Raw genomic sequence first — 24,010 nt, forward strand, 5'->3', positions numbered from 1 at the left:
GTGTTGGCGGCAGCGGGACGCCTATAGTCGTGATGAGAACTCGGGAAGTCAATCCGGTGTGTTACCGCATTGTTACGGGTGGGGTGTTACCGAAGGGGACTGATGCGATTCAGCAGATTCTGTAGGAGCAATGCAAACCAATGCGGGAGTGTGTCTGCTCGCGATGGCGGTGCATCAGTCAACAATTTTGCTGAACGAGACTCCGCTATCTGGAGCAGGCCCGCTCCTATGTGGATTTGCGTCAATCTTCGGACAAGCGTTCCAGTCCGACGAACGGGCAGGCAGCCAGTAGATCTTTAAGGCTGCGGCCATCGGCCAGACGCAGAGCTGCAGGCGCTAGTTCAGCCAGCGGATACAGGACAAAAGCCCGTTCCTGTATGTGGTAATGAGGGACTTTGAGGCGCGGCTCATCGATCAACCGATCGCCGAACAGCAGGATGTCGAGGTCCAGCGTGCGTGGCCCCCAGCGCTCCAGTCGCTCGCGGCCCTGGCCGTTTTCGATGGCTTGTAAGGCATCAAGCAAGGCGAGCGGGGCGAGGTTACTGTCGAGGGCAGCCACCGCATTGGTGTAGCGCGGTTGGCCCGGGAGCAGCGAGTCGCTTTGATAAAAGGCGGAAACCCCGACCAGCGACGATTGCGGCAATTGCGCCAGCGCTTCAACAGCGCTGCGCAATTGTTCGGCGGGGTCAGCCAGATTACTGCCCATGCCGATGTAGATGCGTTCCATGGATTACTCGCCCGTGGTGCTCGAAGCGCCCGCTGCGCGTTTACGCTTGGAACCGCCGCTACGACGACGCTTGCGTGGCGCGCCGCTACCTTCGTCCTTGCCGCTGAGGTCGCGGATCATGTCGCGACGTTCGCTTTCATTGGCGTCCTGATAATCCGTCCACCATTCGCCCAGACCATCGGTCTGCTCGCCCGCGCTTTCACGCAGTAGCAGGAAGTCGTAACCGGCGCGGAAGCGTGGATTGTCCAGCAGCAGATCGGCGCGTTTGCCGCTGCGGCGGGGCAGGCGTTCCTGCATGTCCCAGATCTCGCGGATCGGCATGGTGAAACGTTTCGGGATCGCGATGCGCTGGCATTGCTCGGCAATCAGCTCGTGCGCTGCTTCCTGCATCGCCGGAATTGGCGGCATGCCACGTTCCTGCAAGCGCAGGACGCGGGCCGGCAGGGCTGGCCAGAGCAGGGCTGCAAACAGGAACGCCGGGGTCACCGGTTTGTTCTGCTTGATGCGCAGGTCGGTGTTGATCAGCGCCTCGCTGATCAGGGTGTGAGTGTAAGTCGGGTTGTACTCCAGCGCCTCGGCACTGGCCGGGAACAGTGGGTCGAACAGTTGCAGGTCGACCAGCATCTCAAAGGTGTCCGCGGCATGGCCGGAGAGGAACAGCTTGAGTACTTCTTCGAACAGACGGGCCGACGGAATCTCGCGCAGCATCGGTGCCAGGTCGCGGATTGGCGCAGCGCTGTGTTTTTCGATGCCGAAATTCAGCTTGGCGGCGAAACGCACGGCTCGCAACATCCGTACCGGGTCTTCCTGGTAGCGCTGTTTCGGGTCGCCGATCAGGCGGATCAGTTGATTGCGTATGTCGTGTACGCCGTTGGCGTAATCGAGAATCCGCTCGCTGACCGGGTCGTAATACAAGGCGTTGATGGTGAAGTCGCGGCGTTGCGCGTCTTCTTCCAGGGTGCCATAGACGTTGTCGCGCAGGATGCGTCCGCTTTCGTTACGCGAGGATTGATTGTTGTCTTCCTCTTCGTCGTTTTGCGGGTGATTGGCGCGGAAGGTGGCGACTTCGATGATCTCGCGACCAAAGTGGATGTGCACCAGTTTGAATCGGCGACCGATGATCCGCGCATTGCGAAATTCGGCCCGTACCTGTTCAGGGGTGGCACTGGTGGCGACGTCAAAGTCTTTCGGCGTGATGCCGAGCAGCATGTCACGCACACAACCGCCAACCAGATACGCCTGGTAACCGGCGCCCTGCAGGCGTTCGACGATGTTCACCGCGTAACGGCTGAATTGGCCCTTTTGCAGCGAGTGTTGACCGCTGTTGAGCACTTCAGGCGTGCTGCGGATGTGTTGCGTACGACGCTGGGGAGTACGGAATGACTGGAACAGCTTCTTCAGCATGGGATGCACTGTTTGAAGGAATGTTCGGCCAAAACAAAGAATGACCGCATGATGGGCGGGGATTCTAGCATTTAGTCGGGGGATGGTGTAGGACGCAGCAGATATGAGCTGTAAGGCGCAATGCTGTGGGGGAGGGGTTTTCTGAATCGCAGAAACTACAAGGGGAGCCGAAGCTCCCCAAGAAGTAGTTGCATGCTCTATTTTTGTTATTGGTTTCGGGCTTTTTGTTTTTGTTAAGTGCCCTCGCCATGAAGTTTTCCTTCATGACCCTCCCAATCGGGAGCCAAGAGCAAACGGATTGCTTTGGTCGCTGAATTGCAGTGATCTTCCGATCCAACCAGTACAGGCTCTGTCTTAAGACAGTTTTTGTTGTTCTCGGCCTGGTCGTGGGGCAAGCCCCAAATACAACGCCTCTCCAAAAGAATCAGTTAGCTGCGCCTCTCGCCGTCTTGTTTTTATTGTGCGTGAGTCGATTCGTCTTATTTTTATTGTCTTGTGCATTGCTTGTTATTGTTCTTGTACCAAACATATAGCAGGGTGCGTGCCAACTTTTGCGAAGCCCAGTAAAACAAGGGGTTAGGCGTGCTGATGGGGTTTGTGCAGGCCAAAAAAAGCCGGGGCTTCGTTACCGTAAGCCCCGGCTTCTGTTACGTGGAAAAACTGAGGTAACAGTTTTTTCACAAAGTCATGTGTTACCCGCACATGAGACAGGTCTGGTTCAGCTCTCGCTGGCCACCCCGGTCTTGCGCCGTGGAATGCCCAGGCGCTGACGACGTTCCCACAGGCACTTGCGGCTGACCCCGAGTTTGCGAGCCAGTTCGGTTTCGGTCATGTGGTCCTGATGCTCAAGCACGAAATGCTGGAAGTAGTCCTCCAGGGACAGGTCTTCGGTCGGCTCATGATTGTTGTTACCGGAATTGCCGTTGCCCTGTTGCGGGGGCAGGCCGATGAACTCGTCATCGTCCAGATCACTCAGTTCGATGTCGATGCCCAGCAGCTCGGCAGAAATCTCCGGGCTCTCGGAAAGGATGACTGCGCGCTCGACGGCGTTCTCCAGCTCACGCACGTTGCCTGGCCATGAGTAATGACGAATGGCCTGTTCGGCATCCGGGGCGAATTTGAGGTCGGTACGGTTTATCCGTGCGCTCTGCCGCGCCAGGAAGGCATTGGCAATTTCGTTGACGTCGGCACCGCGCTCGCGCAGGGCCGGCAATTTCAGGGCAATCACGTGCAGGCGGTAGTACAAGTCTTCACGGAACTGGCCGATCTTGGCCAGGCTCTTGAGGTCACGGTGCGTCGCGGCAATCAGGCGTACATCGACTTTCTGCGACTGAACCGAGCCGACCCGGCGAATTTCACCTTCCTGCAATACGCGCAGCAGTCGGGCCTGGGCCTCCAGCGGCAATTCGCCGATTTCATCGAGGAACAGCGTGCCGCCATCGGCAGCTTCTACCAGGCCCGCCCGCCCGGCGCTGGCGCCCGTGAACGCGCCTTTTTCGTGGCCGAACAATTCGGATTCGATCAGGCTTTCCGGAATCGCCGCACAGTTCACCGAAATCATCGGAGCCTTGGCTCGCTTGGAGAGGTTGTGCAGGGCGCGCGCCACCAGTTCTTTACCGGTGCCGGACTCGCCCTGGATCAGGACATTGGAATCGGTCGGTGCGACTTTGCGGATCTTGCCGTACAAATCCTGCATCGGTGGGCAAGAGCCGATGATGCCGATTTCGCCGTTGCTGTTGTCCGGGCCTGATTTGGCCGCGCCGTTACTGGCTTTGCCGGCAACCGGCTCACCGCTGGCCTGCACCGCTTGGCGGTCGCGCAGGATGCGCGCGACGGCCTGGAGCATTTCATCGTGATCAAAAGGCTTGGCGATGTAATCCACCGCGCCCATCTTCATCGAGTCCACTGCCGAGCGCAGGCTGGCGTAACTGGTCATGATCAGCACCGGAGTGCCCTGGCCGAGTTTGATCAGCTCGGTGCCCGGAGCGCCCGGCAGGCGCAGGTCACTGACGATCAGGTCGAACGTGGGAATGGTGAAACGTTCTTGTGCTTCCTGCACTGAACCGGCTTCGCTGACCTGGTACTGGTTGCGTTCCAGCAGGCGGCGCAAGGCGGAGCGGATAATGGTTTCGTCTTCGACGATCAAAATGTGCGGCATTGATTCGATACTCTCGACGGTCTCAGTTCACAGCGGACGTCGCTTCGACATGACGCGGCAATGTCACCCGGATACGGGTGCCGCGCTGGCTCTGAACATCAGCCGGGCTGTCGATGGTGATTTGTCCATAATGCTCTTCAACGATGGAATAGACCAGTGCAAGGCCCAGACCGGTGCCTTCGCCAGGATCCTTGGTGGTGAAGAAGGGTTCGAACAATCGGTCCATGATGTTCTTCGGAATACCGCTGCCTTCGTCTTCCACGATCAGGTCGACCGTGTGTTCGCCGGCTTCGCTCTTGACCCGCACCGCACTGCCTGGAGGCGAGGCATCGCGGGCGTTTGAGAGCAGGTTGATCAACACCTGAGCGAGTCGCTGCGGATCGCCTTCGACCCAGTGATCGGGGTCGCACAGGTTGTAGAACTGCACTTCGAAATTGCGCCGGTTCAGGGCCAGCAACCCGATGGCGTCCTGAGCGACCTCTGCCAGACAGACGGGCTCGTCGCTGTGCTGGTGACTGCCGGCATGGGCGAAACTCATCAGCGACTGCACGATGCGTGATACGCGTTTGGTCTGCTCAAGGATCTGACCGCTGATCTCCTTCAACTCGCCATCGTCTTCGCGCTCTTCGCGCAGATTCTGCGCCAGGCAGGCGATACCGGTGATCGGGTTACCGATTTCATGGGCCACGCCGGCGGCCAGTCGACCGATGCTGGCCAGGCGCTCGGAATGCACCAGTTTGTCTTCGAGCATCTGGGTTTCGGTCAGGTCTTCCACCAGCAGCACCAGGCCGCTGTTGCCCGGCGCGAGCGGTTCGTCGATCGCCGCTTTGTGCAAGTTCAGCCAGCGGGTCTGGCCATCGAGGGCCAGGTGCTGCTTGTGCAAGTGCTCGTCCGGAACGTTGATGAAGCCTTGCAGCAACTCCTTCCACGGATCGGCAATGGTGCTCAGGCGCGAACCGACCACGCGTTGCGCGGCGATCCCGGTCAGCTCCTCCATGGCTTTGTTCCACATGAGGATTTCCTGATCCTTGGCCAGGGAGCAGACGCCCATCGGCAACTCTTGCAGCGTCTGACGGTGGTAGCGGCGCAGGGCGTCGAGTTCGGCGGCCAGGCCGGTCAGGCGCGAGTGGTAATCCTCGAGACGGCTTTCGATGAAGTGGATGTCTTCGGTCACGTAGTTTTCGCCACCGGCCTTATAAGGCAGGAAGGTCTCGACCATGTCCTGCGCCACACTCGGGCCCATCAGGCCGGAAAGGTTGGCTTCGATGCGGTCTCGCAAACGACGCAAGGCATACGGGCGGCGTTCGTCGAAAGGCAGATAGAGGTCGCGCAGGGCCTGTTCGACTTCCTTCTGTGCAGCCTTGGCACCCAACGGCTTGGCCAGTTGCGTGGCGAACTCCTGCGGCGAGGCGGCATGCAGTTCGCGGCGCTGCGGCCGGCGCACGTTATCTACCGCGCACGCCTCGGCGGCGCTGGCCTCTTCGGTGCTGGCATTGGTGAACAGCGAGATCAGGGTGAACATCAGCACGTTGGCGGCCAGCGAGGCGATCGCGGCCATGTGCCAACTGGTGTCATCGAGCACGTAAATCATGTTCAGCAGCGGAATGTAGAAACCCTGCAGGTTGCCGACCAACGGCAGCAGCATGGTCACCAGCCACACCAGAATCCCTGCCAGCAAACCGGCGATGAAGCCGCGGCGATTGGCGGTCGGCCAATACAGGACCGAGAGCACGCCGGGCAGGAACTGCAGCGTGGCGACAAACGCGACGATGCCGAGGTTGGCCAGGTCCTGCTCCGCGCCGAGCAACAGGTAAAAACCGTAACCGGCCATGATGATCGCGACGATCAGCGCCCGGCGTGTCCATTTCAACCAGCGGTAGATGTTGCCTTCGGCCGGAGGCTGATAAAGCGGCAGCACCAAATGGTTGAGTGCCATCCCCGACAACGCCAGGGTGGTGACGATGATCAGGCCGCTGGCAGCAGACAACCCGCCGACATACGCCAGCAACGCTAACGCCTTGCTGTTGGCCGCAATGCCAATACCCAGGGTGAAATACTCCGGATCGGTGGTGGCGCCGAGTTTGAGGCCTGCCCAGAGAATCAACGGCACCGCCAGGCTCATCAACAGCAAAAACAGCGGCAGACCCCAACTCGCGCTGACCAGCGAGCGCGGGTTGAGGTTTTCGGTAAAGGTCATGTGGTACATGTGCGGCATCACGATCGCCGAGGCGAAGAACACCAGCAGCAGCGTCCGCCACGGCCCTTCCTGCAGCGGCGTGTGCAGTGCGGCGAGGGCGGTCTGGTTTTGCAGCAGCCATAGCTCCAGCTGTTGCGGGCCATCGAACACGCCGTAAAGTGCATAGAGGCCGACGCCGCCAAGGGCAATCAGCTTGATCACCGATTCGAAGGCAATCGCAAACACCAGCCCCTCATGCTTCTCGCGGGTGGCGATGTGGCGGGAACCGAAGAAAATCGTGAACAGCGTAATCAGCGCACAGAAACTCAAGGCCACGCGGTGCTGCACCGGCTCACGGGTCAGAATGCCGATGGAATCGGCCACCGCCTGAATCTGCAACGCCAGCAGCGGCAGCACCCCGACCAGCATGAAAATCGTCGTGAGCGCACCGGCCCAGGTACTGCGGAAACGGAACGCAAACAGGTCCGCCAGAGACGACAGCTGATAAGTGCGGGTGATCTTCAGGATCGGATACAGCAACACTGGCGCCAGCAGGAAAGCCCCGGAGACGCCGAGATAGCTGGACAGGAAGCCGTAGCCGTACTGGTAGGCCAGGCCGACGGTGCCGTAAAACGCCCAGGCACTGGCGTAGACGCCCAGCGACAAGGTGTAGGTGAGCGGGTGGCGAATGATCGCCCGCGGGATCATGCCCCGTTCACTGATCCAGGCTACGCCGAACAGCACCGCCAGGTACGCGGCGCTGATCAGGATCATCTGGGTCAGGCTAAAGCTCATCGGCATCTTTTTGGCTCTGCAGGATGAAGGTCACGACGATCAGGATCAGCCAGAGCAGATAAGGGCGATACCAGGCGCCAGTGGCGTCGATCCACCAATCCATGATGGCGGGGGAAAACAGATAAATCCCCACTACCAGGAGCAGGACCAAGCGATAGATGTACATCCCGGCCTCTCTTTTTTATGCGCGTGCCCGAAAACGTGCGGCGATGGTAACGGATGGGCGCGCCACTGCAAGCACGATCACTGCAGCTGCGCCTCTGGAAGGCAGAGTGTGCGCGGGATCAGCGTGGCGTCCCAGTGGGCGATGCCCCAGTCCAGCACTTCCCGGGGTGTGCCATGAGCCAGTTCAGCGCCGGGGTTTTGACCCAGTGCACGCAGGGCGCGCAGCAACAGCGGCGTGGCCTGGTCTTCGCTTAATGGCGGTGAACGGTAGGACTTGCCGAGTTTGTTGCCATCAGGTTGAGTAATCAGCGGGATGTGCAAGTAACGCGGTTGACGCAGGCCAAGCAATTCCTGCAGGTAGAGCTGACGCGGCGTGGAGTCGAGCAGATCGGCACCCCGCACGATGTCGGTAACGCCTTGCCAGGCATCGTCCAGGACGACCGCCAATTGATAGGCGTAGAGCCCGTCGCGGCGGCGTATCACGAAATCACCGACATCCCGGCCCAGGTGCTGGTGAAACTCACCTTGAGCGCGATCGATGAAGTGGTAATCCAGTTCAGGGACGCGTATGCGGATCGCGGCGTCTTCGATGCCATGCCCGGCATTGCGGCACAAACCCGGATAAATGCCGTGATACGGCTCCAGTTGTTTACGCGAGCAGGTGCAGGCGTAAGCCAGGCCGTGATTGAACAGGCGATTGAGCACTTCGGCGTAGGCGTCGTGACGGTCGCTCTGGCGAACCATCTCGCCATCCCATTCGAAGCCGTAGCTTTCCAGTGCCTTGAGTATGGCTGCCTGGGCGCCGGGTTCTTCACGGGGCGGATCCAGGTCTTCCATGCGCATCAGCCAACGGCCGCCCACTGCGCGTGCGTCGAGGTACGAGGCCAGCGCTGCGACCAGCGAACCAAAGTGCAAATGGCCACTGGGGGTGGGGGCGAAGCGTCCGATGTAGGCGGGAGAGGTGGTGGCGGTCATGGGCAAGAGTTTACGCGATCAGCATTTCGCAGGAGCCGGCTTGCTGGTGATGGCGTCTTTGAAATCGCCATCGCCAGCAAGCCGGCTCCTACAAATATCATGAATGTCAGAAACAAAAACGGAGCGTTCGCACGCTCCGTTGTTCGTTTAAGTCGCAATTATTTGCCGACTTGCTTTTCCTTGATTTCGGCCAGGGTCTTGCAGTCGACACACATGTCGGCAGTAGGACGGGCTTCCAGGCGCTTGACGCCGATCTCGACGCCGCACGACTCGCACCAGCCGTACTCTTCGTCTTCGATCAGTTGCAGCGTCTTGTCGATCTTTTTGATCAACTTGCGCTCGCGATCGCGGGCTCGCAGTTCAAGGGCGAACTCTTCTTCCTGACTGGCACGGTCTGCCGGGTCCGGGAAGTTGGCTGCTTCGTCCTTCATGTGATCAACCGTACGGTCGACTTCCTGCATCAAGTCCTGTTTCCACTTGTTCAGGACCTTGGTGAAGTGAAGACGCATGGGCTTGCCCATGTACTCCTCGCCCGGAACTTCTTTATAGGGTTCGAAGCCGCTAATCGTCGGTTGTTGCTGCTTTGCTTGGGTGGACATGAAATAGACCGCCTCTACTCTTGTAATCCATCTGCGCAGGATTGCTCCATCACCGACACCTGCCGGCCCTGCGGCTGCAAGCGGGCGAACTTACCAGATCAAATCAGACCGCGCTACTCCCGGATGTCGAGCCCGCGGCCCGTGGCGCTTGCAAATGCTGGCAAAGCGCTGTCTGGTGGCTCTGGAGCGCTGCTCAAATATTGATTTTAGTCAAACCTCGGGCGCTCGCTTGAGTCGTTTGTGGTCTGGGCCATATGGCCTCTGACCGCATTAGGTTCTCGCTCGTTCCTGCGCTTGGGTAGAATCGATTTTTTTATTCGTTGAAGGAAGGCCAATGGCTCAGTCCTACAGTGCCCGCAGTCGCGCGATCGAACCTTTCCATGTCATGGCATTGCTCGCGCGGGCCAATGAATTGCAGGCCGCGGGCCACGATGTCATCCACCTGGAAATCGGCGAGCCGGACTTCACTACCGCCGAGCCGATCATCCGGGCGGGGCAGGCCGCGCTGGAGGCGGGCCGCACCCGTTACACTGCAGCCCGCGGCATTCCTGAACTGCGTGAAGCCATTTCGGGGTTTTATCAGCAGCGTTACGGGCTGAACATCGACCCGCGCCGCATCCTCATCACGCCGGGCGGCTCCGGCGCCCTGTTGTTGGCCAGTGCCTTGTTGGTCGATCCGGGCAAGCATTGGCTGCTGGCGGACCCGGGCTACCCCTGCAACCGGCACTTTTTGCGTTTGGTCGAAGGCGCTGCCCAGTTGGTACCGGTCGGCCCGGACGTGCGGTATCAATTGACGCCGGGCTTGATCGAGCGGCATTGGGACCACGACAGTGTCGGAGCGCTGGTTGCATCGCCGGCCAATCCGACGGGGACCATCTTGACCCGGGATGAACTGGCCGGGTTGTCCAGGGCGATCAAGGAACGCAACGGGCATCTGGTGGTGGACGAGATCTACCATGGCCTGACCTACGGCACCGATGCGGCCAGTGTGCTGGAAGTCGATGACAGTGCCTTCGTGCTAAATAGTTTTTCCAAGTATTTCGGCATGACCGGTTGGCGCCTCGGTTGGCTGGTTGCACCAGAAGCCGCGGTCGGCGAACTGGAGAAGCTTGCGCAAAACCTGTACATCAGCGCGCCAAGCATGGCTCAACATGCGGCATTGGCCTGTTTCGAACCGGCCACCATCAGCATTCTCGAAGAGCGCCGCGCCGAATTCGGTCGTCGTCGGGATTACCTGTTGCCGGCTCTGCGTGAGTTGGGCTTCGGAATCGCCGTCGAACCGGAAGGCGCGTTCTATTTGTACGCCGATATCAGCAAGTTCGGCGGTGATGCCTTCGCGTTCTGCAGGCATTTCCTCGAAACCGAACACGTGGCGTTTACCCCGGGACTGGATTTTGGTCGCTATCAGGCGGGGCACCATGTGCGGTTTGCCTACACCCAAAGTCTGGATCGCCTGGAAGAGGCGGTTGAGCGGATCGCTCGTGGTCTGCGGAGCTGGCAAGGCTGATGCGTTTTCATCCTCCTCTCGAAGAAGGTCGGCTGATCCGCCGTTACAAGCGTTTTCTCGCCGATATCGAAACCGTTAGCGGCGAGTTGCTGACCATTCACTGTCCAAACACCGGCTCGATGCTCAATTGTCAGGTCGAAGGCGGGCAGGTCTGGTTCAGCCGCTCAAATGACCCCAAGCGCAAGTTGCCGGGTACCTGGGAAATTGGCGAAACCCCGCATGGTCGGCATTTTTGCGTGAATACCGGTCGGGCTAACGGCTTGATCGAAGAAGCGCTGCGGGCTGGCGTGATCACTGAGTTGAACGGCTTCACCGAGCTCAGACGAGAAGTGGCCTACGGTCAGGAAAAGAGCCGGATCGATTTTCGCCTCGACTACCCCGATGGCCCTGCCTACGTCGAGGTGAAAAGTGTCACGCTGGGGTTTGACGGTGTCGCGGTGGCGGCGTTTCCCGATGCGGTAACCCAGCGCGGCGCCAAGCACCTGCGTGAGCTGGCGCATCTGGCGCGGGACGGGATTCGTGCGGTGCAGTTGTATTGCGTGAACCTGACCGGCATCGAAGCGGTGCGTCCGGCCGAGGAAATTGACTCGGCGTACGCCGCAGCCTTGCGTGAGGCAGTTGCCAGCGGCGTGGAAGTACTGGCCTACGGCGTGAGCCTGACCCATGAAGAAATGATCGTGGATCGCCGGCTGGAAGTGCTGTTGGGCGATTAAAGACTGACCCAGAGTCCTTGGGCGTCCTCGCGGCAGGCCACACGGGACAGCGACTGGCCAGCGCAGGGCCCGGACACACATTCGCCATCCTCAATCAGAAACAGCGCGCCGTGGGTGGCGCACTGGATCAGGCTGTTGCTGGGGTCGAGAAACTGATTTGGGGTCCACTCCAGCCCGACACCCCGGTGCGGACACCGATTGATGTATACGTAAGCCTGGCCACCCCGGCGCACGGCGAAGAGTTTCTGGCCATCGATCTCGAAGCCGCGGCTACTGGCATCGGCCAGCTCGATGCCGGTACACAGAAATTTCATGATGGTCCTCAGGTCCCGCAATGGTGACCGGATGTGTTTGTGCTTGACGTGAAAATGCGAGTAATTATCAAATGGCGAACTAGCCCGATCGAGAGCAATAGCCAGATGTGCAGGATACTTGGCTTGTCGACTCGATGCCCGGGAAACCCCTAAAGGAAGCTGTTTATGCGCCTGAGTACCCGTGTCGCTGCACTCTGTACCGGACTCTTCGTCAGCTATCACGCCAGTGCCGACGAATTACCGCAGCGCTGGGTCAGCGCGGGGGGAGCATTGTCGGAGTGGGTCAGCGCGTTGGGTGGCGAGTCGAAACTGGTGGGCGTCGACACCACCAGTCAGCATCCTGAATCCCTCAAGGCGCTGCCCAGCATCGGTTATCAGCGGCAGCTTTCGGCCGAAGGCGTGTTGAGTTTGCGTCCGCAGATCCTGGTCGGTACCGAAGAAACGGGTCCGCCGCCGGTGCTTTCGCAAATACGCAGCGCGGGCGTTCGGGTCGAATTGTTCTCGGCGCAACCGGATCTCTCCACTTTGCAGGGTAACCTTCAGCGTTTGGGCAAGTTGCTCGGCGCCGAAGACCGCGCAACGCAGTTGCTGGCCACTTATCAACAGGCGCTTGAGCAGCAGAAGATCCGGGTGACCCGTGAACAACTGACGAAACAATCCCCTGGTGTGCTGTTGGTGCTTGGTCATGCTGGCGGCAAACCGTTGATTGCCGGCAAGGACACCGCCGCCGACTGGCTGCTGCAACGGGCGGGCGGCCACAATTTGGCGACCCATACCGGCTACAAGCCATTTTCCAACGAGTCGCTGGTGAGTCTGGATCCCGATGTACTGGTCTTTGCCGACAGGGCTATGAGCGGCGATGCGGCGCGGGCAGCGCTGTTCAAGGAAAACCCGATTCTGGCCTCCACTCGTGCAGCCAGGGATGGGCGGGTAATCGAGCTTGATCCAACCTTGCTCGTCGGTGGATTGGGGCCACGGCTACCCGACAGCGTGAAAACACTGTCCGATGGTTTCTATCCGGATGCAGAGAGTCAGTAAATTCAGGCTGACGTTTCCACAGGCAAAAAAAGACCCGGCAAGAGCCGGGTCAAATAACCGTGATTAGCCTGATGAGGAGATAATCTGAGAGTCCGAACCAAGGGCTTTTCAGAATATCGACCAGTCTCGCGACCAGTTGTGATAATCATAGCGATTCTCATTACCAAGTCAACAGCTGATTGCTCGTTCATCGACTTGGTGTCGTGCTTTACATGCAAGCCATTGAAATCCTTGGGTATTGATCTGTCGTTTTTAGTGTGCTGATTTTGCAACAAGTACGTTCCCCGGATTGCAGCCGTAGCTATTCAGTTCTTGTGGCGTGATGAAATGGCTTCCAGTTGCTTGTTGAGGGCCTCTTTGCGCTCGGCTGGAATGTCATTCCAGTGCACATCCATCAGGGCGCCTTCTATCGCATACAACAACACCTTGGAAGCCCGAAACCCGCGCGTGCGCACGGCCCGATAAGCATCCACCGCCCCGAGGCGACGCAAGTCCGAAGCGCTGTGGATGCCCACGGCATGCAGCCACTGCGCCGACGTCTTGCCAAGATTTTTCAGGTGTTGCAGTTCATCATTCATCAAGCCTCCTTGCGATGGCCGAATGGTGCGTGGGCAAGCTTCTGAGGAGTGTAGCCATCAGTAGGAAAAGCGTGATTGTTTGGTCGTTTTCGACGCAAAAGCTTCTAAGAGGTGTCAGGCAGGCGTGTCGTTAAAATCTGCGAAAAGGGTAGGGAGTGGCGGCGAAATAGTCTGGATTCAAAGTGAACCTGCCCGAAGTCCAGCGCAAAGCGGGGGCGCCGGACTTGTCAATTTACGCACGGGGTTAGCGTGTGCGGTAACGCAGTCGGGTTCCGAAGTTCATCGACATCAGGATTTCGTCGGCGCTGAGCTCCGCAGGAAAGTAGGCACCGGAGATTTGCGCGTGGGCCAGGCTCGCGCCCTCAAGCGAAGCGTTGCGGAAATCGATGCCACGCAAATCGGCGGACCGAAAATAGGCATCGGTGAAGTCGATACCGTCCGCATTCAACTCGCGCAGATCCAGGCCACGGAAATCGCCTCCGACCATGTCGATCAACCCTTCCTTCGGGCGTTCGTTGTTGAAGCCTGTTATGTCGTCTTTGTGCAGCAAGGCATAAAGCGGGGTGTCGAGAAGTTTCGGCTGGCTCATGTCGCATCACCTGTTGGTTTTATGACGCCAGTATAGTGCCACTATCTGACAGCCGTGAAGCCGGAGAAGGCTTCACGGCTGAAATACTTTTTACAGCCCTGGCAGACGTTGGCGGATTTGCTCCACCACGGTGTCGAGGGTCCCGCTTTCATTGGTCTGGACGCGTTTGCTGCAGAGAATTTCTGCTGGCGTCAGGGCTTCACGACTGGCTTGCTGGGCTTCAATAACGGCCAGTGTCGCGTCGGACGGATCGGATTTGTCAGCCTGACGCTGCTGCAGCCAGCTCTCGATAACCGCTTGCGGGGCGTTGCAATCCAGAATCAGGAACGGTGCGCCAGTCGCTTCGGCAACTTTCGCAGCGCTGTCGCGTTGATCGCGCTTGAGGTAAGTCGCGTCGATCACCACCGGGAAACCGGCGTGCAAAATCGCCTCGGCAATTTCATGCAGGCGCTGGTAAGTGGCGGTACTGGCTTCGCTACTGTAGATGCCGGCCTGAACGTCGTTCGACACAGTCTGCTCACCGAACAGGCGTTTGCGTTCTACGTCGGAGCGCAGGCGAATGGCGCCCAATGCTTCCACCAGGCGCATGGCCACATGGCTTTTGCCTACCGCGGAAACGCCGTGGGTGATGGCCATGAAGCGTGAAGGGATGGTGCTGTAGCTTTCCGCCAGGTTTGCGTAGTTGCGGTATTGGCGCAGGCTGGTAGCGCGCTGCACCGGCGTGGCATCGGCCGGCATGCTGAACAGTGCGACCTTGGCACGCACCAGTGCGCGGTAGGCTTTATAGAAGTTCAGCAGTTCCAGGCCCTGATAGTCGCCGGTCAGCTCCAGGTATTGGCTGATGAAGCGTCGTGCCAGGCATTTCAGGCCGCGGTCTTCCAGGTCCATCGCCAGGAACGCGCTGTCGGCGTAGACGTCGGTAAAGCGGAACGGTTCGTTGAACTCGATGCAGTCGAAGATCACCACGTTGCCGTCGATCACCGTGGCGTTACCCAAATGAATATCGCCATGGCATTCGCGGATGAAACCGTCGACCTTGCGTTGTGCCAGCAGTGGCTTGAGGCGTTCGAAGCTGCTCTCGGCCCAAGCTTGCAAAGCGTCGAGTTGCTGCAGGTCAGCCTTGTCGCTGAGGAACGGCAAGATCTGTTCAAAGTTCTGGCGAACGGGGGCCATCACGCTGTCGGGGGTGCCGGCTTCATGCTCGGCCGGGACCTTCGGTGCGTTGAGGTGGAAGCGGGCGATTTGCGCCGCCAGCTCATCGACGTGCGCGGTAGTCAGTTCGCCGTTGGCTTGCAGGGTGCTGAGCAACCCGGTCTGTGGGAACTGGCGCATTTTCAGTACGTATTCGATGGCCGGGCCGTCACCGCCCAGTTGAGGCGCTTCGGCAGTGCCAGTCACCGGCAACACTTCGAGATAAAGATCATCGGTCAGGCGCTGATTCAGGCGCAGTTCTTCGCCACAGAAATGCTTGCGCGCTTCCAGGGTCGTGAAGTCGAGGAAGCCAAAATTCATCGGCTTCTTCACTTTATAAGCAAAGTCGCCAGTCAGCAGTACCCAGGAAATGTGGGTCTCGATGAGCTGGAACCCGTTTACGGCATGCGGGTAGAGGGCCGGGTTTTGCAGGGCGGCGATCAGGGACTGGCTCACGGGCGATCCTTCAGAGTCTGGAAAAATTCAGGCCGTCATTATGGCGTCTAGCCAGCCTAACGCAAACTCGGAGGGCTCCTGTTGAGTATGAATAAAGTGCGTATAATCCGCCGCCATGACTCGTACCCGAACCCCCCGTACCCCAAAAAAACCACCTTCCCGAGGCTTGCGGCCTTGGCTGGGCTGGGCCCTTAAACTCAGTCTGGTCGGCCTTGTGGTGCTGGCCGGATTCGCCGTTTATCTCGATGCCGTGGTGCAGGAGAAGTTCTCCGGCAAGCGCTGGACGATTCCGGCCAAGGTTTACGCGCGTCCGCTTGAACTGTTCGTCGGACAAAAGCTGAGCCGGGACGACTTTCTCACCGAGCTCGATGCCTTGGGCTATCGCCGTGAAAGTGTGAGCAATGGCCCCGGCGCGGCGGCGGTCAATGGTAATACTGTCGACTTGAATACCCGTGGCTTCCAGTTCTACGAAGGTATGGAACAGGCACAGCCGGTGCGCGTGCGTTTCTCCGGCGACTATGTCGCCGAACTCTCGGCGACGAACGGTTCGAAGTTGTCCGTGGTGCGCCTGGAACCGCTGCTGATCGGCGGGATTTACCCGAAGAACCTCGAAGACCGCATTCTGATCAAAATCGACCAGGTCCCGCCGTATTTGCTGGAAACGCTGGTCGCCGTTGAAGATCGGGACTTCTACAGCCACTGGGGTGTGTCGCCCAAATCGATTGCGCGAGCGGTCTACGTCAACACCTCTGGCGGCAAGATGACCCAGGGCGGCAGTACGCTCACGCAACAATTGGTCAAGAATTTCTACCTGACCAGCGAACGCAGCCTGAGCCGTAAACTCACTGAAGCCATGATGGCGATGTTGCTTGAGTTGCATTACGACAAGCGAGAAATTCTAGAGGCTTACCTCAATGAAGTGTTCGTTGGTCAGGATGGTCAGCGGGCGGTGCATGGTTTCGGTCTGGCCAGCCAGTTCTTCTTCGGGCAGCCATTGTCCGAACTGAAGCTGCATCAAGTCGCGATGTTGGTGGGCATGGTCAAGGGTCCGTCTTACTACAACCCGCGTCGCAATCCCGAGCGGGCGCTGGAGCGGCGCAATCTGGTGCTCGATGTGCTTGAGCAACAAGGTGTTGCCAGCGCCGAGCAGGTTGCTGCCGCGAAGAAAATGCCGTTGGGCGTGACAACGCGAGGCAAATTGGCGGACAGCTCTTTCCCAGGCTTCCTGGACCTGGTCAAGCGTCAATTGCGTGAAGACTATCGCGATGAAGACTTGACCGAAGAAGGCCTGCGAATCTTCACCAGTTTTGACCCGATCCTGCAGATGAAGGCCGAAGCGTCGGTCAATGACACCTTCAAGCGCCTTTCCGGGCGCAAAGGCTCCGACGACGTGGAAGCGGCCATGGTCGTGACCAATCCGGAAACCGGTGAGGTTCAGGCCATGATAGGCAGTCGCCAGGCCAGTTTTGCCGGGTTCAACCGCGCACTGGATGCTGTGCGGCCAATCGGCTCGCTGATCAAGCCGGCGGTCTATCTGACGGCGCTGGAGAAGCCGAGCCAGTACACATTGACCAGTTGGCTGTCGGACGAGTCGTTCTCGGTTAAAGGTGCGGACGGCCAGGTCTGGAAGCCGCAAAACTACGATCGCCGTTCCCACGGTACGGTCTTCCTTTATCAGGGCCTCGCGCACTCCTACAACCTGTCGACGGCGCGTCTCGGTCTGGCGGTGGGTGTGCCGAATGTACTCAAGACCCTGGGGCGCCTGGGTGTGAGTCGCGAATTTCCGGCCTTCCCGTCGATGTTGTTGGGCGCCGGCGGCATGACTCCGATTGAAGTCGCGACCATGTACCAGACGCTCGCCAACGGCGGCTTCAACACGCCAATGCGCGGGATTCGCAGCGTGCTGACGGCGGAGGGCGAACCGCTCAAGCGTTACCCGTTCCAGATTCAGCAGCGGTTCGACCCGGCATCGATTTACCTGGTCCAGAGCGCCATGCAGCGGGTCATGCGTGAAGGTACCGGCAGTTCGGTTTACAACGTGTTACCAAAAACCTTGACCCTGGCGGGCAAGACGGGGACCAGTAACGACTCCCGGGACAGTTGGTTCGCCGGTTTCAGTCAGGACTTGCTGGCGGTGGTCTGGTTGGGGCGCGATGACAACGGCAAGACGCCATTCACCGGTGCAACCGGCGCATTGCAGGTCTGGACCAGCTTCATGCGCAAGGCAGACCCACTTCCCCTGGACATGCCGCAGCCGGACAATATCGTTCAGGCCTGGGTCGATTCGCGAACCGGGCAAGGTTCCGATGCCGGTTGCCCGGGTGCCGTGCAGATGCCGTATATTCGCGGCAGCGAACCGCCTCCAGGCGCCGCATGTGGTGGTGAAAACCCTGCAGAGTCGGTGATGGATTGGGTCAAAGGCTGGATGAATTAAGCAAAGAGGGTTTCAAGTGAACAAGTGGTTGATTCCAGCGGTTGCCGCCGTAGCTGTGCTCAGCGGTTGTTCCTCTGTACAGCGTGGTTCGATTCCGGTTGTGGATTCCGGTACCGCGGTTTCCAACAGTGAGCGCGTTTCAGCGAACGGTGGATACCGTCAGACAACGGTCAAACGTCCTGTGCAATCTCAGCCTCAGGCAATTCCACAGGGCGATACCGGCGTCGTTGTGATGGTGCCGGGTGGCGGTGCGACAACGTCGACACCGATCAGCACCACGCCGATTACGCCAGGCCCGATTACACCGGGGCCGATTGATACCTCGCCGGTTCAGTCCGCGCCGATCAACCAGGGCAGCTACAGCATGCCTTCAACGCCGAGCGGTATTCCTTCGGCCAGCTCTGGCGGCCTGTCCGCTGACGAGCAACTGGACGGTCCGGTCCTTGCGCTGTTGACCACGGCTCAGCAGCAACAGGCCGGCGGTGACCTGAACGGTGCGTCGTCAAGCCTGGAGCGCGCCCAGCGAGTTGCGCCGCGTGAGCCACAAGTGCTTTATCGGTTGGCGCAAGTGCGTATGGCTCAAGGTGATGCGCCACAGGCCGAGCAATTTGCACGTCGGGGCCTGACGTTCGCCAATGGTCGCCCGGCGCTTCAGGCCAGCCTGTGGGAATTGATCGCCCAGGCACGTGAGAAGCAGGGTGATTCCGCTGGTGCCGCACTGGCCCGTCAGAAAGCCAAGGTTACTTCGTAATGGATGCACGCTTTCTTAAAATCGCCGATCAGTTGCTGCTGATCGAGCGTGAGTTGCGCGTGCAAGGCTGGTGGGACGACGTCCCGCCATCCGCTGAGGCGCTCTCCAGCGTTGAACCCTTTTCGGTTGATACGCTGGATTTTGAGCAGTGGCTGCAATGGATTTTCCTGCCCCGCATGAAAGCGATCCTGGAGCAGGATCTGCCGTTGCCCAATGCATCCGGAATTCAGGAAATGGCCGAAATGGTTTTCGCTGGCCGCAATGTCCAGGGCAAGGATCGGCAGTTGCAGGTATTGCTCAAAGAATTCGACCTGCTCATTACCGCTTCCCGCTAACTTCAGTTCTTTGTAGGAGTTTGCAGGGGTTATTCGCAGTTCTGCGCGATCTGCTTCTGCGTTTCGCCAATGCGCTCCTGCCGCTGTGCGTCGTCCAGGCGGCGCAGCTCTCCTTCCACTTCCTCCCTGATACGCGGGTTGTTCTGCAACTGCGCCAGGTTCGTTCGCGCCTGTTCACAAAACACTTTCAATTCGGCCTGCTGCCGGGCGACCTGCTTTTTGACGCTCTTGTCGATGGCCTGTTGATCGCCAATGGCGCCACTGGCAGTGGGAGCGGGCGGTTTGCTCACGGATGACGCCGGCGTAACGATGGTCGTGGCTGGCTGGCCTTGGGGCGGTTGCGCATCGAAATGGGTAACGCCCTGGGCGTCGACCCATTTGTAAACCTGCGCGGCCATGGACAGCGGGCTGATGGCCACCAACAGGCCAGCGATGTAGAAGTGCGTACGCATGCCAATTCCTAGTCAAAAGTTGCGCAATTGAAGCTAACACACATGGGATTTATAGGTTTTTTCTTGCGTTCTCATGCGGTTACTAGAATAAAGCACATAGACGGCTTGACTTGCGAAGGGCGAAACAGAAGAATCCAAAGTCCGCTGTACAGGGACTGCCAGAAGCAGACCCTCTCAGCAGATCATGAGGCGCACATCCGCGCCGACCTGTTACACCCGCAACGCGTTACCTCGCGCTGGGTGGGAGAAGCCCGCAACACTTGGGACGATCCCAATACTTGCTCAGTCAGTGCTGACGTAGTCGGCGACCACCGTCGCTCATGCTCTGCAGAGAAGTAAACCTATTAAGACCCGTCCCATTTTTCGTGGGCGGTATTCTGGCGTTTTAGAGGTGAGCAACGTGGAGCTTTTATCTGGCGGTGAGATGCTCGTCCGCTTTTTGCGTGACGAAGGCGTCAAATATATCTACGGGTACCCGGGTGGTGCTCTTCTTCATGTCTACGATGCCCTGTTCAAAGAACCGGAAGTGACCCACATCCTGGTTCGTCACGAACAAGCGGCTACCCATATGGCTGACGGCTACGCCCGTGCCACCGGTAAAGCCGGTGTGGTACTGGTGACTTCCGGTCCTGGCGCCACAAACGCCATCACCGGTATTGCCACGGCCTACATGGACTCCATTCCGATGGTCGTGATTTCCGGCCAGGTGCCGAGCACCATGGTCGGTACCGACGCCTTCCAGGAAACCGACATGATCGGTATCTCCCGGCCGATCGTGAAGCACAGCTTCATGATCAAACACGCGTCGGAAATCCCTGAAGTCATGAAGAAGGCTTTCTACCTGGCACAATCCGGTCGTCCGGGGCCAGTCGTTGTCGATATCCCGAAAGACATGACCAACCCGGCCGAGAAGTTCGAATACGTCTTCCCGAAAAAAGCCAAGTTGCGCTCCTACAGCCCGGCCGTTCGCGGTCACTCCGGGCAAATCCGCAAGGCGGCTGAAATGCTCCTGGCGGCCAAGCGTCCTGTGATGTACTCGGGCGGCGGTGTGATTCTCGGTGGTGGCTCCGCGCCGCTGACCGAACTGGCGAAAATGCTTAACCTGCCAGTGACCAATACCCTGATGGGCCTGGGTGGTTTCCCTGGCACCGACCGTCAGTTCATCGGCATGCTCGGCATGCACGGCAGCTACACCGCCAACCTGGCGATGCACCATGCTGACGTGATCCTGGCAGTCGGCGCTCGTTTCGACGATCGCGTGATCAACGGCGCCTCGAAGTTCTGCCCGAACGCCAAGATCATTCACATCGACATCGACCCGGCTTCGATTTCCAAGACCATCAAGGCCGACGTGCCAATCGTAGGTCCGGTCGAGAGCGTCCTGACCGAAATGGTCGCGATCCTCAAGGAAATCGGCGAGACCCCGAACAAGGAGTCCGTTGCCAGCTGGTGGAAGCAGATCGACGAGTGGCGCGGTGATCGCGGCCTGTTCCCTTATGACAAGGGCGACGGCAGCGTGATCAAGCCACAGGCCGTGATCGAAACCCTGTGCGAAGTGACCAAGGGCGATGCCTTCGTCGCTTCCGACGTGGGTCAGCATCAGATGTTCGCGGCGCAGTACTACAAGTTCAACAAGCCGAACCGCTGGATCAACTCCGGTGGCCTGGGCACCATGGGCTTCGGTTTCCCGGCGGCCATGGGCATCAAGTTGAACTTTCCGGACGATGACGTCGCCTGCGTAACGGGCGAGGGCAGCATCCAGATGAACATTCAGGAACTGTCGACCTGCCTGCAATACGGTTTGCCGGTAAAAATCGTCATCCTGAACAACGGTGTACTGGGCATGGTTCGTCAGTGGCAGGACATGAGCTACGGCAGCCGCCACTCTCATTCCTACATGGAATCGCTGCCTGATTTCGTCAAGCTGGCAGAGGCTTATGGTCACGTTGGCGTGCGCATCACCGATTCGAAAGATTTGAAGTCGAAGATGGAAGAAGCGTTTGCCATGAAGGATCGCCTGGTGGTCATCGATATTTCGGTCGACACCAGCGAGCACGTCTACCCGATGCAGATCAAAGACGGCTCCATGCGCGATATGTGGCTGAGCAAGACGGAGCGTACTTAATCATGCGGCACATTATTTCCTTGCTTCTGGAAAACGAACCGGGCGCTCTGTCTCGTGTGGTTGGCCTGTTCTCGCAGCGCAACTACAACATCGAAAGCCTGACCGTGGCGCCAACCGAAGACCCGACCCTGTCGCGTCTGACGTTGACCACTGTCGGTCACGATGAGGTCATTGAGCAGATCACCAAGAACCTCAACAAACTGATCGAAGTAGTCAAACTGGTCGACCTGTCGGAAAGTGCTCACATCGAGCGCGAACTGATGCTGGTCAAGGTCAAGGCTACCGGTGCCCAGCGCGCCGAGATCAAGCGCACCACCGATATTTATCGTGGACAGATCGTCGATGTCAGTGCCAGCGTGTATACCGTTCAATTGACCGGTACCAGCGACAAACTCGACAGCTTCATTCAGTCCATTGGCACCGCTTCGATTCTGGAGACCGTCCGCAGTGGCGTGACCGGTATTGCCCGCGGCGACAAAGTACTCAGCATCTAAACCAAATTAGCGAATGGCCTGAACGGCCTGATATAGGGGAAATTCATGAAAGTTTTCTACGATAAAGACTGCGATCTGTCGATCATCCAGGGCAAGAAAGTAGCCATCATCGGTTACGGTTCCCAAGGCCACGCTCAAGCGTGCAACCTGAAAGACTCCGGCGTTGACGTTACCGTTGGCCTGCGTAAAGGTTCGGCTACCGTTGCCAAGGCTGAGGCCCATGGCCTGAAAGTGACTGACGTTGCTTCCGCCGTTGCAGCTGCCGACCTGGTCATGATCCTGACCCCGGACGAATTCCAGTCTTCGCTGTACAAGAACGAAATCGAGCCGAACATCAAGAAGGGCGCTACCCTGGCCTTCTCCCACGGTTTTGCGATCCACTACAACCAGGTAGTGCCACGCGCTGACCTCGACGTGATCATGATCGCGCCGAAGGCTCCAGGCCACACCGTACGTTCCGAGTTCGTGAAAGGCGGCGGTATCCCTGACCTGATCGCGATTTACCAGGACGCTTCGGGCAACGCCAAAAACGTTGCTCTGTCCTACGCGGCGGGCGTTGGTGGCGGTCGTACCGGCATCATCGAAACCACCTTCAAGGACGAGACCGAAACCGACCTGTTCGGCGAACAAGCCGTTCTGTGCGGCGGTACCGTTGAACTGGTTAAAGCCGGTTTCGAAACTCTGGTTGAAGCTGGCTACGCGCCGGAGATGGCCTACTTCGAATGCCTGCACGAACTGAAACTGATCGTTGACCTCATGTACGAAGGCGGTATCGCCAACATGAACTACTCGATCTCCAACAACGCCGAATACGGCGAGTACGTGACCGGCCCGGAAGTTATCAACGCCGAATCCCGTCAGGCCATGCGCAACGCCCTGAAACGTATTCAGGACGGCGAATACGCCAAGATGTTCATCAGCGAAGGCGCTACCGGCTATCCTTCGATGACCGCCAAGCGTCGTAACAACGCCGCTCACGGTATCGAAATCATCGGCGAGCAACTGCGCTCCATGATGCCGTGGATCGGTGCCAACAAGATCGTCGACAAAGCCAAAAACTAAGTCTGACGCTTGTACGAAAAACGCGGCTTAGGCCGCGTTTTTTCGTTTGGATCGCCGGTTCTGGTATAAAGCTGCATCGTTTGCGATGCGAACCGTCGTCGCAGACACCTGTCGAAACTTTCCACCCTGTTGCAAGGTATTGTCCATGAGCGAACGTCCCGAAGAGCCAAACCAGGCCTCTGACGCCGAAAGCCTGCTGCCCATCGATGAACATGTCGAAGAAGGGCACGACGCTGAAGGCCGTAAAGTCCGGCATCGTGGTATCTATCTTCTGCCGAATCTGTTCACTACTGCGAACCTGTTCGCAGGTTTCTACTCCATCATCAACTCGATGAGTGCGCAGGCCGCCTTGAGCGCCGGCGACTCAATCAGCGCAAGCAAGTACTTTGCTTTTGCTGCCATCGCGATCTTTGTCGCCATGGTGCTCGACGGCCTCGATGGCCGTGTGGCTCGCATGACCAACACCCAGAGCGCTTTCGGTGCCGAGTACGACTCGCTGTCGGACATGGTCGCTTTCGGCGTGGCGCCGGCACTGCTGGCATTTGGCTGGGCACTGGGCGACATGGGCAAGGTTGGCTGGATGGTCGCCTTCATTTATGTAGCAGGCGCTGCGTTGCGTCTGGCGCGTTTCAACACCCAGGTCGGTACCGCCGATAAACGCTACTTCATCGGTCTGGCCAGCCCGGCTGCCGCTGGGGTTGTAGCAGGGATTGTCTGGGCGTTCAGCGACTACGGGATTCAGGGCTCCAAGATGTCTTTCCTGGTGGCGTTGATGGTCGCGGCAGCAGGCATGCTGATGGTCAGCAACATCAAGTACAACAGCTTCAAGGAGCTGGACCTGAAAGGGCGCGTACCTTTTGTGGCCATCCTCGCAGTCGTGCTGGTGTTCGCCGTCGTGTTCAGTGATCCTCCGCGCATTCTGCTGCTGGTGTTCCTCGCCTATGCAGCCTCTGGCCCGGTGCAGTACTTATT

General features: G+C 58.8%; 22 protein-coding genes (1 of these 22 cut by a window edge). 10 read left to right on the forward strand and 12 right to left on the reverse strand.

The annotated features are described in order from the left end of the window. Window positions 1–241 precede the first annotated feature (241 nt). The 7 genes from folK to dksA all read right to left on the reverse strand — a co-directional run bounded on the left by folK (window position 242) and on the right by dksA (window position 8,999). Window positions 242–727, reverse strand: a complete 486-nt coding sequence (gene folK / locus KHO07_RS04325) for a 2-amino-4-hydroxy-6-hydroxymethyldihydropteridine diphosphokinase (protein WP_212626548.1) — start codon at window positions 725–727, stop codon at window positions 242–244. A 3-nt stretch (window positions 728–730) separates the two neighbouring features. Next, window positions 731–2,131, reverse strand: a complete 1,401-nt coding sequence (locus tag KHO07_RS04330; RefSeq protein ID WP_150734781.1) for a polynucleotide adenylyltransferase PcnB — start codon at window positions 2,129–2,131, stop codon at window positions 731–733. A gap of 718 nt (window positions 2,132–2,849) precedes the next feature. Continuing rightward, window positions 2,850–4,289, reverse strand: coding sequence for a sigma-54 dependent transcriptional regulator (locus KHO07_RS04335; protein ID WP_212626549.1), 1,440 nt, complete (start codon window positions 4,287–4,289; stop codon window positions 2,850–2,852). Window positions 4,290–4,311: 22 nt separating this feature from the next. Further along, on the reverse strand, window positions 4,312–7,266 hold the full coding sequence (locus KHO07_RS04340; protein WP_191635259.1) for a sensor histidine kinase: 2,955 nt from the start codon (window positions 7,264–7,266) through the stop codon (window positions 4,312–4,314). Further along, complete coding sequence (locus KHO07_RS04345) at window positions 7,250–7,426, reverse strand: hypothetical protein (protein WP_003176118.1); 177 nt, start codon at window positions 7,424–7,426, stop codon at window positions 7,250–7,252. Before KHO07_RS04345 ends, KHO07_RS04340 begins: the two co-directional genes overlap by 17 nt. 77 nt (window positions 7,427–7,503) lie before the next feature. Beyond that, window positions 7,504–8,400 carry a tRNA glutamyl-Q(34) synthetase GluQRS gene (gene gluQRS, locus KHO07_RS04350; protein ID WP_212626550.1) on the reverse strand — a complete coding sequence of 299 codons (897 nt, stop codon included), beginning with the start codon at window positions 8,398–8,400 and terminating at the stop codon, window positions 7,504–7,506. Window positions 8,401–8,558: 158 nt separating this feature from the next. Beyond that, the gene (gene dksA, locus KHO07_RS04355; RefSeq protein ID WP_075949511.1) at window positions 8,559–8,999 is read right to left on the reverse strand and encodes an RNA polymerase-binding protein DksA; all 441 of its coding nucleotides are present in this window, start codon (window positions 8,997–8,999) and stop codon (window positions 8,559–8,561) included. Window positions 9,000–9,333: 334 nt separating this feature from the next. On the opposite strand from dksA, the gene KHO07_RS04360 reads away from it, so the two are divergent. After that, window positions 9,334–10,506, forward strand: coding sequence for a pyridoxal phosphate-dependent aminotransferase (locus KHO07_RS04360; protein WP_212626551.1), 1,173 nt, complete (start codon window positions 9,334–9,336; stop codon window positions 10,504–10,506). Next, window positions 10,506–11,219, forward strand: coding sequence for a DNA/RNA nuclease SfsA (gene sfsA, locus KHO07_RS04365; RefSeq protein ID WP_150734786.1), 714 nt, complete (start codon window positions 10,506–10,508; stop codon window positions 11,217–11,219). The genes KHO07_RS04360 and sfsA overlap by 1 nt, the downstream gene beginning before the upstream one ends. Here sfsA and KHO07_RS04370 read toward each other — a convergent pair. Next, entirely contained in the window at window positions 11,216–11,533 is a 318-nt protein-coding gene (locus KHO07_RS04370) for a Rieske 2Fe-2S domain-containing protein (RefSeq protein ID WP_212626552.1), read from the reverse strand. The two genes, sfsA and KHO07_RS04370, sit on opposite strands and share 4 nt — an antisense overlap. Before the next feature lie 165 nt (window positions 11,534–11,698). On the opposite strand from KHO07_RS04370, the gene KHO07_RS04375 reads away from it, so the two are divergent. Further along, complete coding sequence (locus KHO07_RS04375; protein ID WP_212626553.1) at window positions 11,699–12,571, forward strand: ABC transporter substrate-binding protein; 873 nt, start codon at window positions 11,699–11,701, stop codon at window positions 12,569–12,571. Window positions 12,572–12,876: 305 nt separating this feature from the next. Here the strand turns inward: KHO07_RS04375 and KHO07_RS04380 are convergent, their stop codons facing one another. From KHO07_RS04380 to KHO07_RS04390, 3 genes are all read right to left on the reverse strand, one after another. After that, window positions 12,877–13,149 (reverse strand): TfoX/Sxy family protein, encoded by a 273-nt coding sequence (locus tag KHO07_RS04380; RefSeq protein ID WP_007971093.1) that lies wholly within the window; start codon window positions 13,147–13,149, stop codon window positions 12,877–12,879. Between the two features lie 244 nt (window positions 13,150–13,393). Next, the gene (locus KHO07_RS04385; protein ID WP_212626554.1) at window positions 13,394–13,738 is read right to left on the reverse strand and encodes a pentapeptide repeat-containing protein; all 345 of its coding nucleotides are present in this window, start codon (window positions 13,736–13,738) and stop codon (window positions 13,394–13,396) included. Between the two features lie 90 nt (window positions 13,739–13,828). Beyond that, window positions 13,829–15,385 carry a bifunctional aminoglycoside phosphotransferase/ATP-binding protein gene (locus KHO07_RS04390; RefSeq protein WP_212626555.1) on the reverse strand — a complete coding sequence of 519 codons (1,557 nt, stop codon included), beginning with the start codon at window positions 15,383–15,385 and terminating at the stop codon, window positions 13,829–13,831. A gap of 115 nt (window positions 15,386–15,500) precedes the next feature. On the opposite strand from KHO07_RS04390, the gene mrcB reads away from it, so the two are divergent. From mrcB to KHO07_RS04405, 3 genes are read left to right on the forward strand one after another with little or no spacing between them, the layout of a single operon-like run. Next, window positions 15,501–17,819, forward strand: coding sequence for a penicillin-binding protein 1B (gene mrcB, locus KHO07_RS04395; RefSeq protein ID WP_150734791.1), 2,319 nt, complete (start codon window positions 15,501–15,503; stop codon window positions 17,817–17,819). Window positions 17,820–17,835: 16 nt separating this feature from the next. Beyond that, the gene (locus KHO07_RS04400; RefSeq protein WP_150734792.1) at window positions 17,836–18,570 is read left to right on the forward strand and encodes a hypothetical protein; all 735 of its coding nucleotides are present in this window, start codon (window positions 17,836–17,838) and stop codon (window positions 18,568–18,570) included. Continuing rightward, window positions 18,570–18,905 (forward strand): YqcC family protein, encoded by a 336-nt coding sequence (locus KHO07_RS04405; protein WP_075949519.1) that lies wholly within the window; start codon window positions 18,570–18,572, stop codon window positions 18,903–18,905. The genes KHO07_RS04400 and KHO07_RS04405 overlap by 1 nt, the downstream gene beginning before the upstream one ends. A gap of 29 nt (window positions 18,906–18,934) precedes the next feature. Here KHO07_RS04405 and KHO07_RS04410 read toward each other — a convergent pair whose 3' ends face one another. Then, entirely contained in the window at window positions 18,935–19,357 is a 423-nt protein-coding gene (locus tag KHO07_RS04410; RefSeq protein ID WP_212626556.1) for a DUF4124 domain-containing protein, read from the reverse strand. A 400-nt stretch (window positions 19,358–19,757) separates the two neighbouring features. Between KHO07_RS04410 and KHO07_RS04415 the strand changes: the two genes are divergently transcribed. From KHO07_RS04415 to pssA, 4 genes are all read left to right on the forward strand, one after another. Beyond that, window positions 19,758–21,482, forward strand: coding sequence for an acetolactate synthase 3 large subunit (locus tag KHO07_RS04415; protein WP_150734794.1), 1,725 nt, complete (start codon window positions 19,758–19,760; stop codon window positions 21,480–21,482). 2 nt (window positions 21,483–21,484) lie between these two features. Then, a complete protein-coding gene (ilvN, locus tag KHO07_RS04420) occupies window positions 21,485–21,976 on the forward strand; it encodes an acetolactate synthase small subunit (protein WP_003176102.1) in 492 nt (163 codons plus the stop codon). A gap of 45 nt (window positions 21,977–22,021) precedes the next feature. Beyond that, window positions 22,022–23,038 (forward strand): ketol-acid reductoisomerase, encoded by a 1,017-nt coding sequence (gene ilvC / locus KHO07_RS04425; protein WP_003228216.1) that lies wholly within the window; start codon window positions 22,022–22,024, stop codon window positions 23,036–23,038. Between the two features lie 145 nt (window positions 23,039–23,183). After that, window positions 23,184–24,010: the 5' portion of a CDP-diacylglycerol--serine O-phosphatidyltransferase gene (pssA, locus tag KHO07_RS04430; protein ID WP_075949521.1), read on the forward strand. Its footprint extends 31 nt past the window's final position; 827 of the gene's 858 nt are visible here — the first part of the coding sequence; its start codon is at window positions 23,184–23,186; its stop codon lies beyond the right edge, outside the window.

The sequence above is a fragment of the Pseudomonas sp. PP3 genome (assembly GCF_905336995.1).
In the GTDB taxonomy this organism is placed as follows: Bacteria; Pseudomonadota; Gammaproteobacteria; order Pseudomonadales; family Pseudomonadaceae; genus Aquipseudomonas; species Aquipseudomonas reinekei.

Bases quoted from the DNA above. Each gene is read 5' to 3' on its own strand.
- folK (WP_212626548.1), bottom strand. From the start codon at position 727: ATGGAACGCATCTACATCGGCATGGGCAGTAATCTGGCTGACCCCGCC.
- KHO07_RS04330 (WP_150734781.1), bottom strand. From the start codon at position 2,131: ATGCTGAAGAAGCTGTTCCAGTCATTCCGTACTCCCCAGCGTCGTACG.
- KHO07_RS04335 (WP_212626549.1), bottom strand. From the start codon at position 4,289: ATGCCGCACATTTTGATCGTCGAAGACGAAACCATTATCCGCTCCGCC.
- KHO07_RS04340 (WP_191635259.1), bottom strand. From the start codon at position 7,266: ATGCCGATGAGCTTTAGCCTGACCCAGATGATCCTGATCAGCGCCGCG.
- KHO07_RS04345 (WP_003176118.1), bottom strand. From the start codon at position 7,426: ATGTACATCTATCGCTTGGTCCTGCTCCTGGTAGTGGGGATTTATCTG.
- gluQRS (WP_212626550.1), bottom strand. From the start codon at position 8,400: ATGACCGCCACCACCTCTCCCGCCTACATCGGACGCTTCGCCCCCACC.
- dksA (WP_075949511.1), bottom strand. From the start codon at position 8,999: ATGTCCACCCAAGCAAAGCAGCAACAACCGACGATTAGCGGCTTCGAA.
- KHO07_RS04360 (WP_212626551.1), top strand. From the start codon at position 9,334: ATGGCTCAGTCCTACAGTGCCCGCAGTCGCGCGATCGAACCTTTCCAT.
- sfsA (WP_150734786.1), top strand. From the start codon at position 10,506: ATGCGTTTTCATCCTCCTCTCGAAGAAGGTCGGCTGATCCGCCGTTAC.
- KHO07_RS04370 (WP_212626552.1), bottom strand. From the start codon at position 11,533: ATGAAATTTCTGTGTACCGGCATCGAGCTGGCCGATGCCAGTAGCCGC.
- KHO07_RS04375 (WP_212626553.1), top strand. From the start codon at position 11,699: ATGCGCCTGAGTACCCGTGTCGCTGCACTCTGTACCGGACTCTTCGTC.
- KHO07_RS04380 (WP_007971093.1), bottom strand. From the start codon at position 13,149: ATGAATGATGAACTGCAACACCTGAAAAATCTTGGCAAGACGTCGGCG.
- KHO07_RS04385 (WP_212626554.1), bottom strand. From the start codon at position 13,738: ATGAGCCAGCCGAAACTTCTCGACACCCCGCTTTATGCCTTGCTGCAC.
- mrcB (WP_150734791.1), top strand. From the start codon at position 15,501: ATGACTCGTACCCGAACCCCCCGTACCCCAAAAAAACCACCTTCCCGA.
- KHO07_RS04405 (WP_075949519.1), top strand. From the start codon at position 18,570: ATGGATGCACGCTTTCTTAAAATCGCCGATCAGTTGCTGCTGATCGAG.
- KHO07_RS04410 (WP_212626556.1), bottom strand. From the start codon at position 19,357: ATGCGTACGCACTTCTACATCGCTGGCCTGTTGGTGGCCATCAGCCCG.
- ilvN (WP_003176102.1), top strand. From the start codon at position 21,485: ATGCGGCACATTATTTCCTTGCTTCTGGAAAACGAACCGGGCGCTCTG.
- ilvC (WP_003228216.1), top strand. From the start codon at position 22,022: ATGAAAGTTTTCTACGATAAAGACTGCGATCTGTCGATCATCCAGGGC.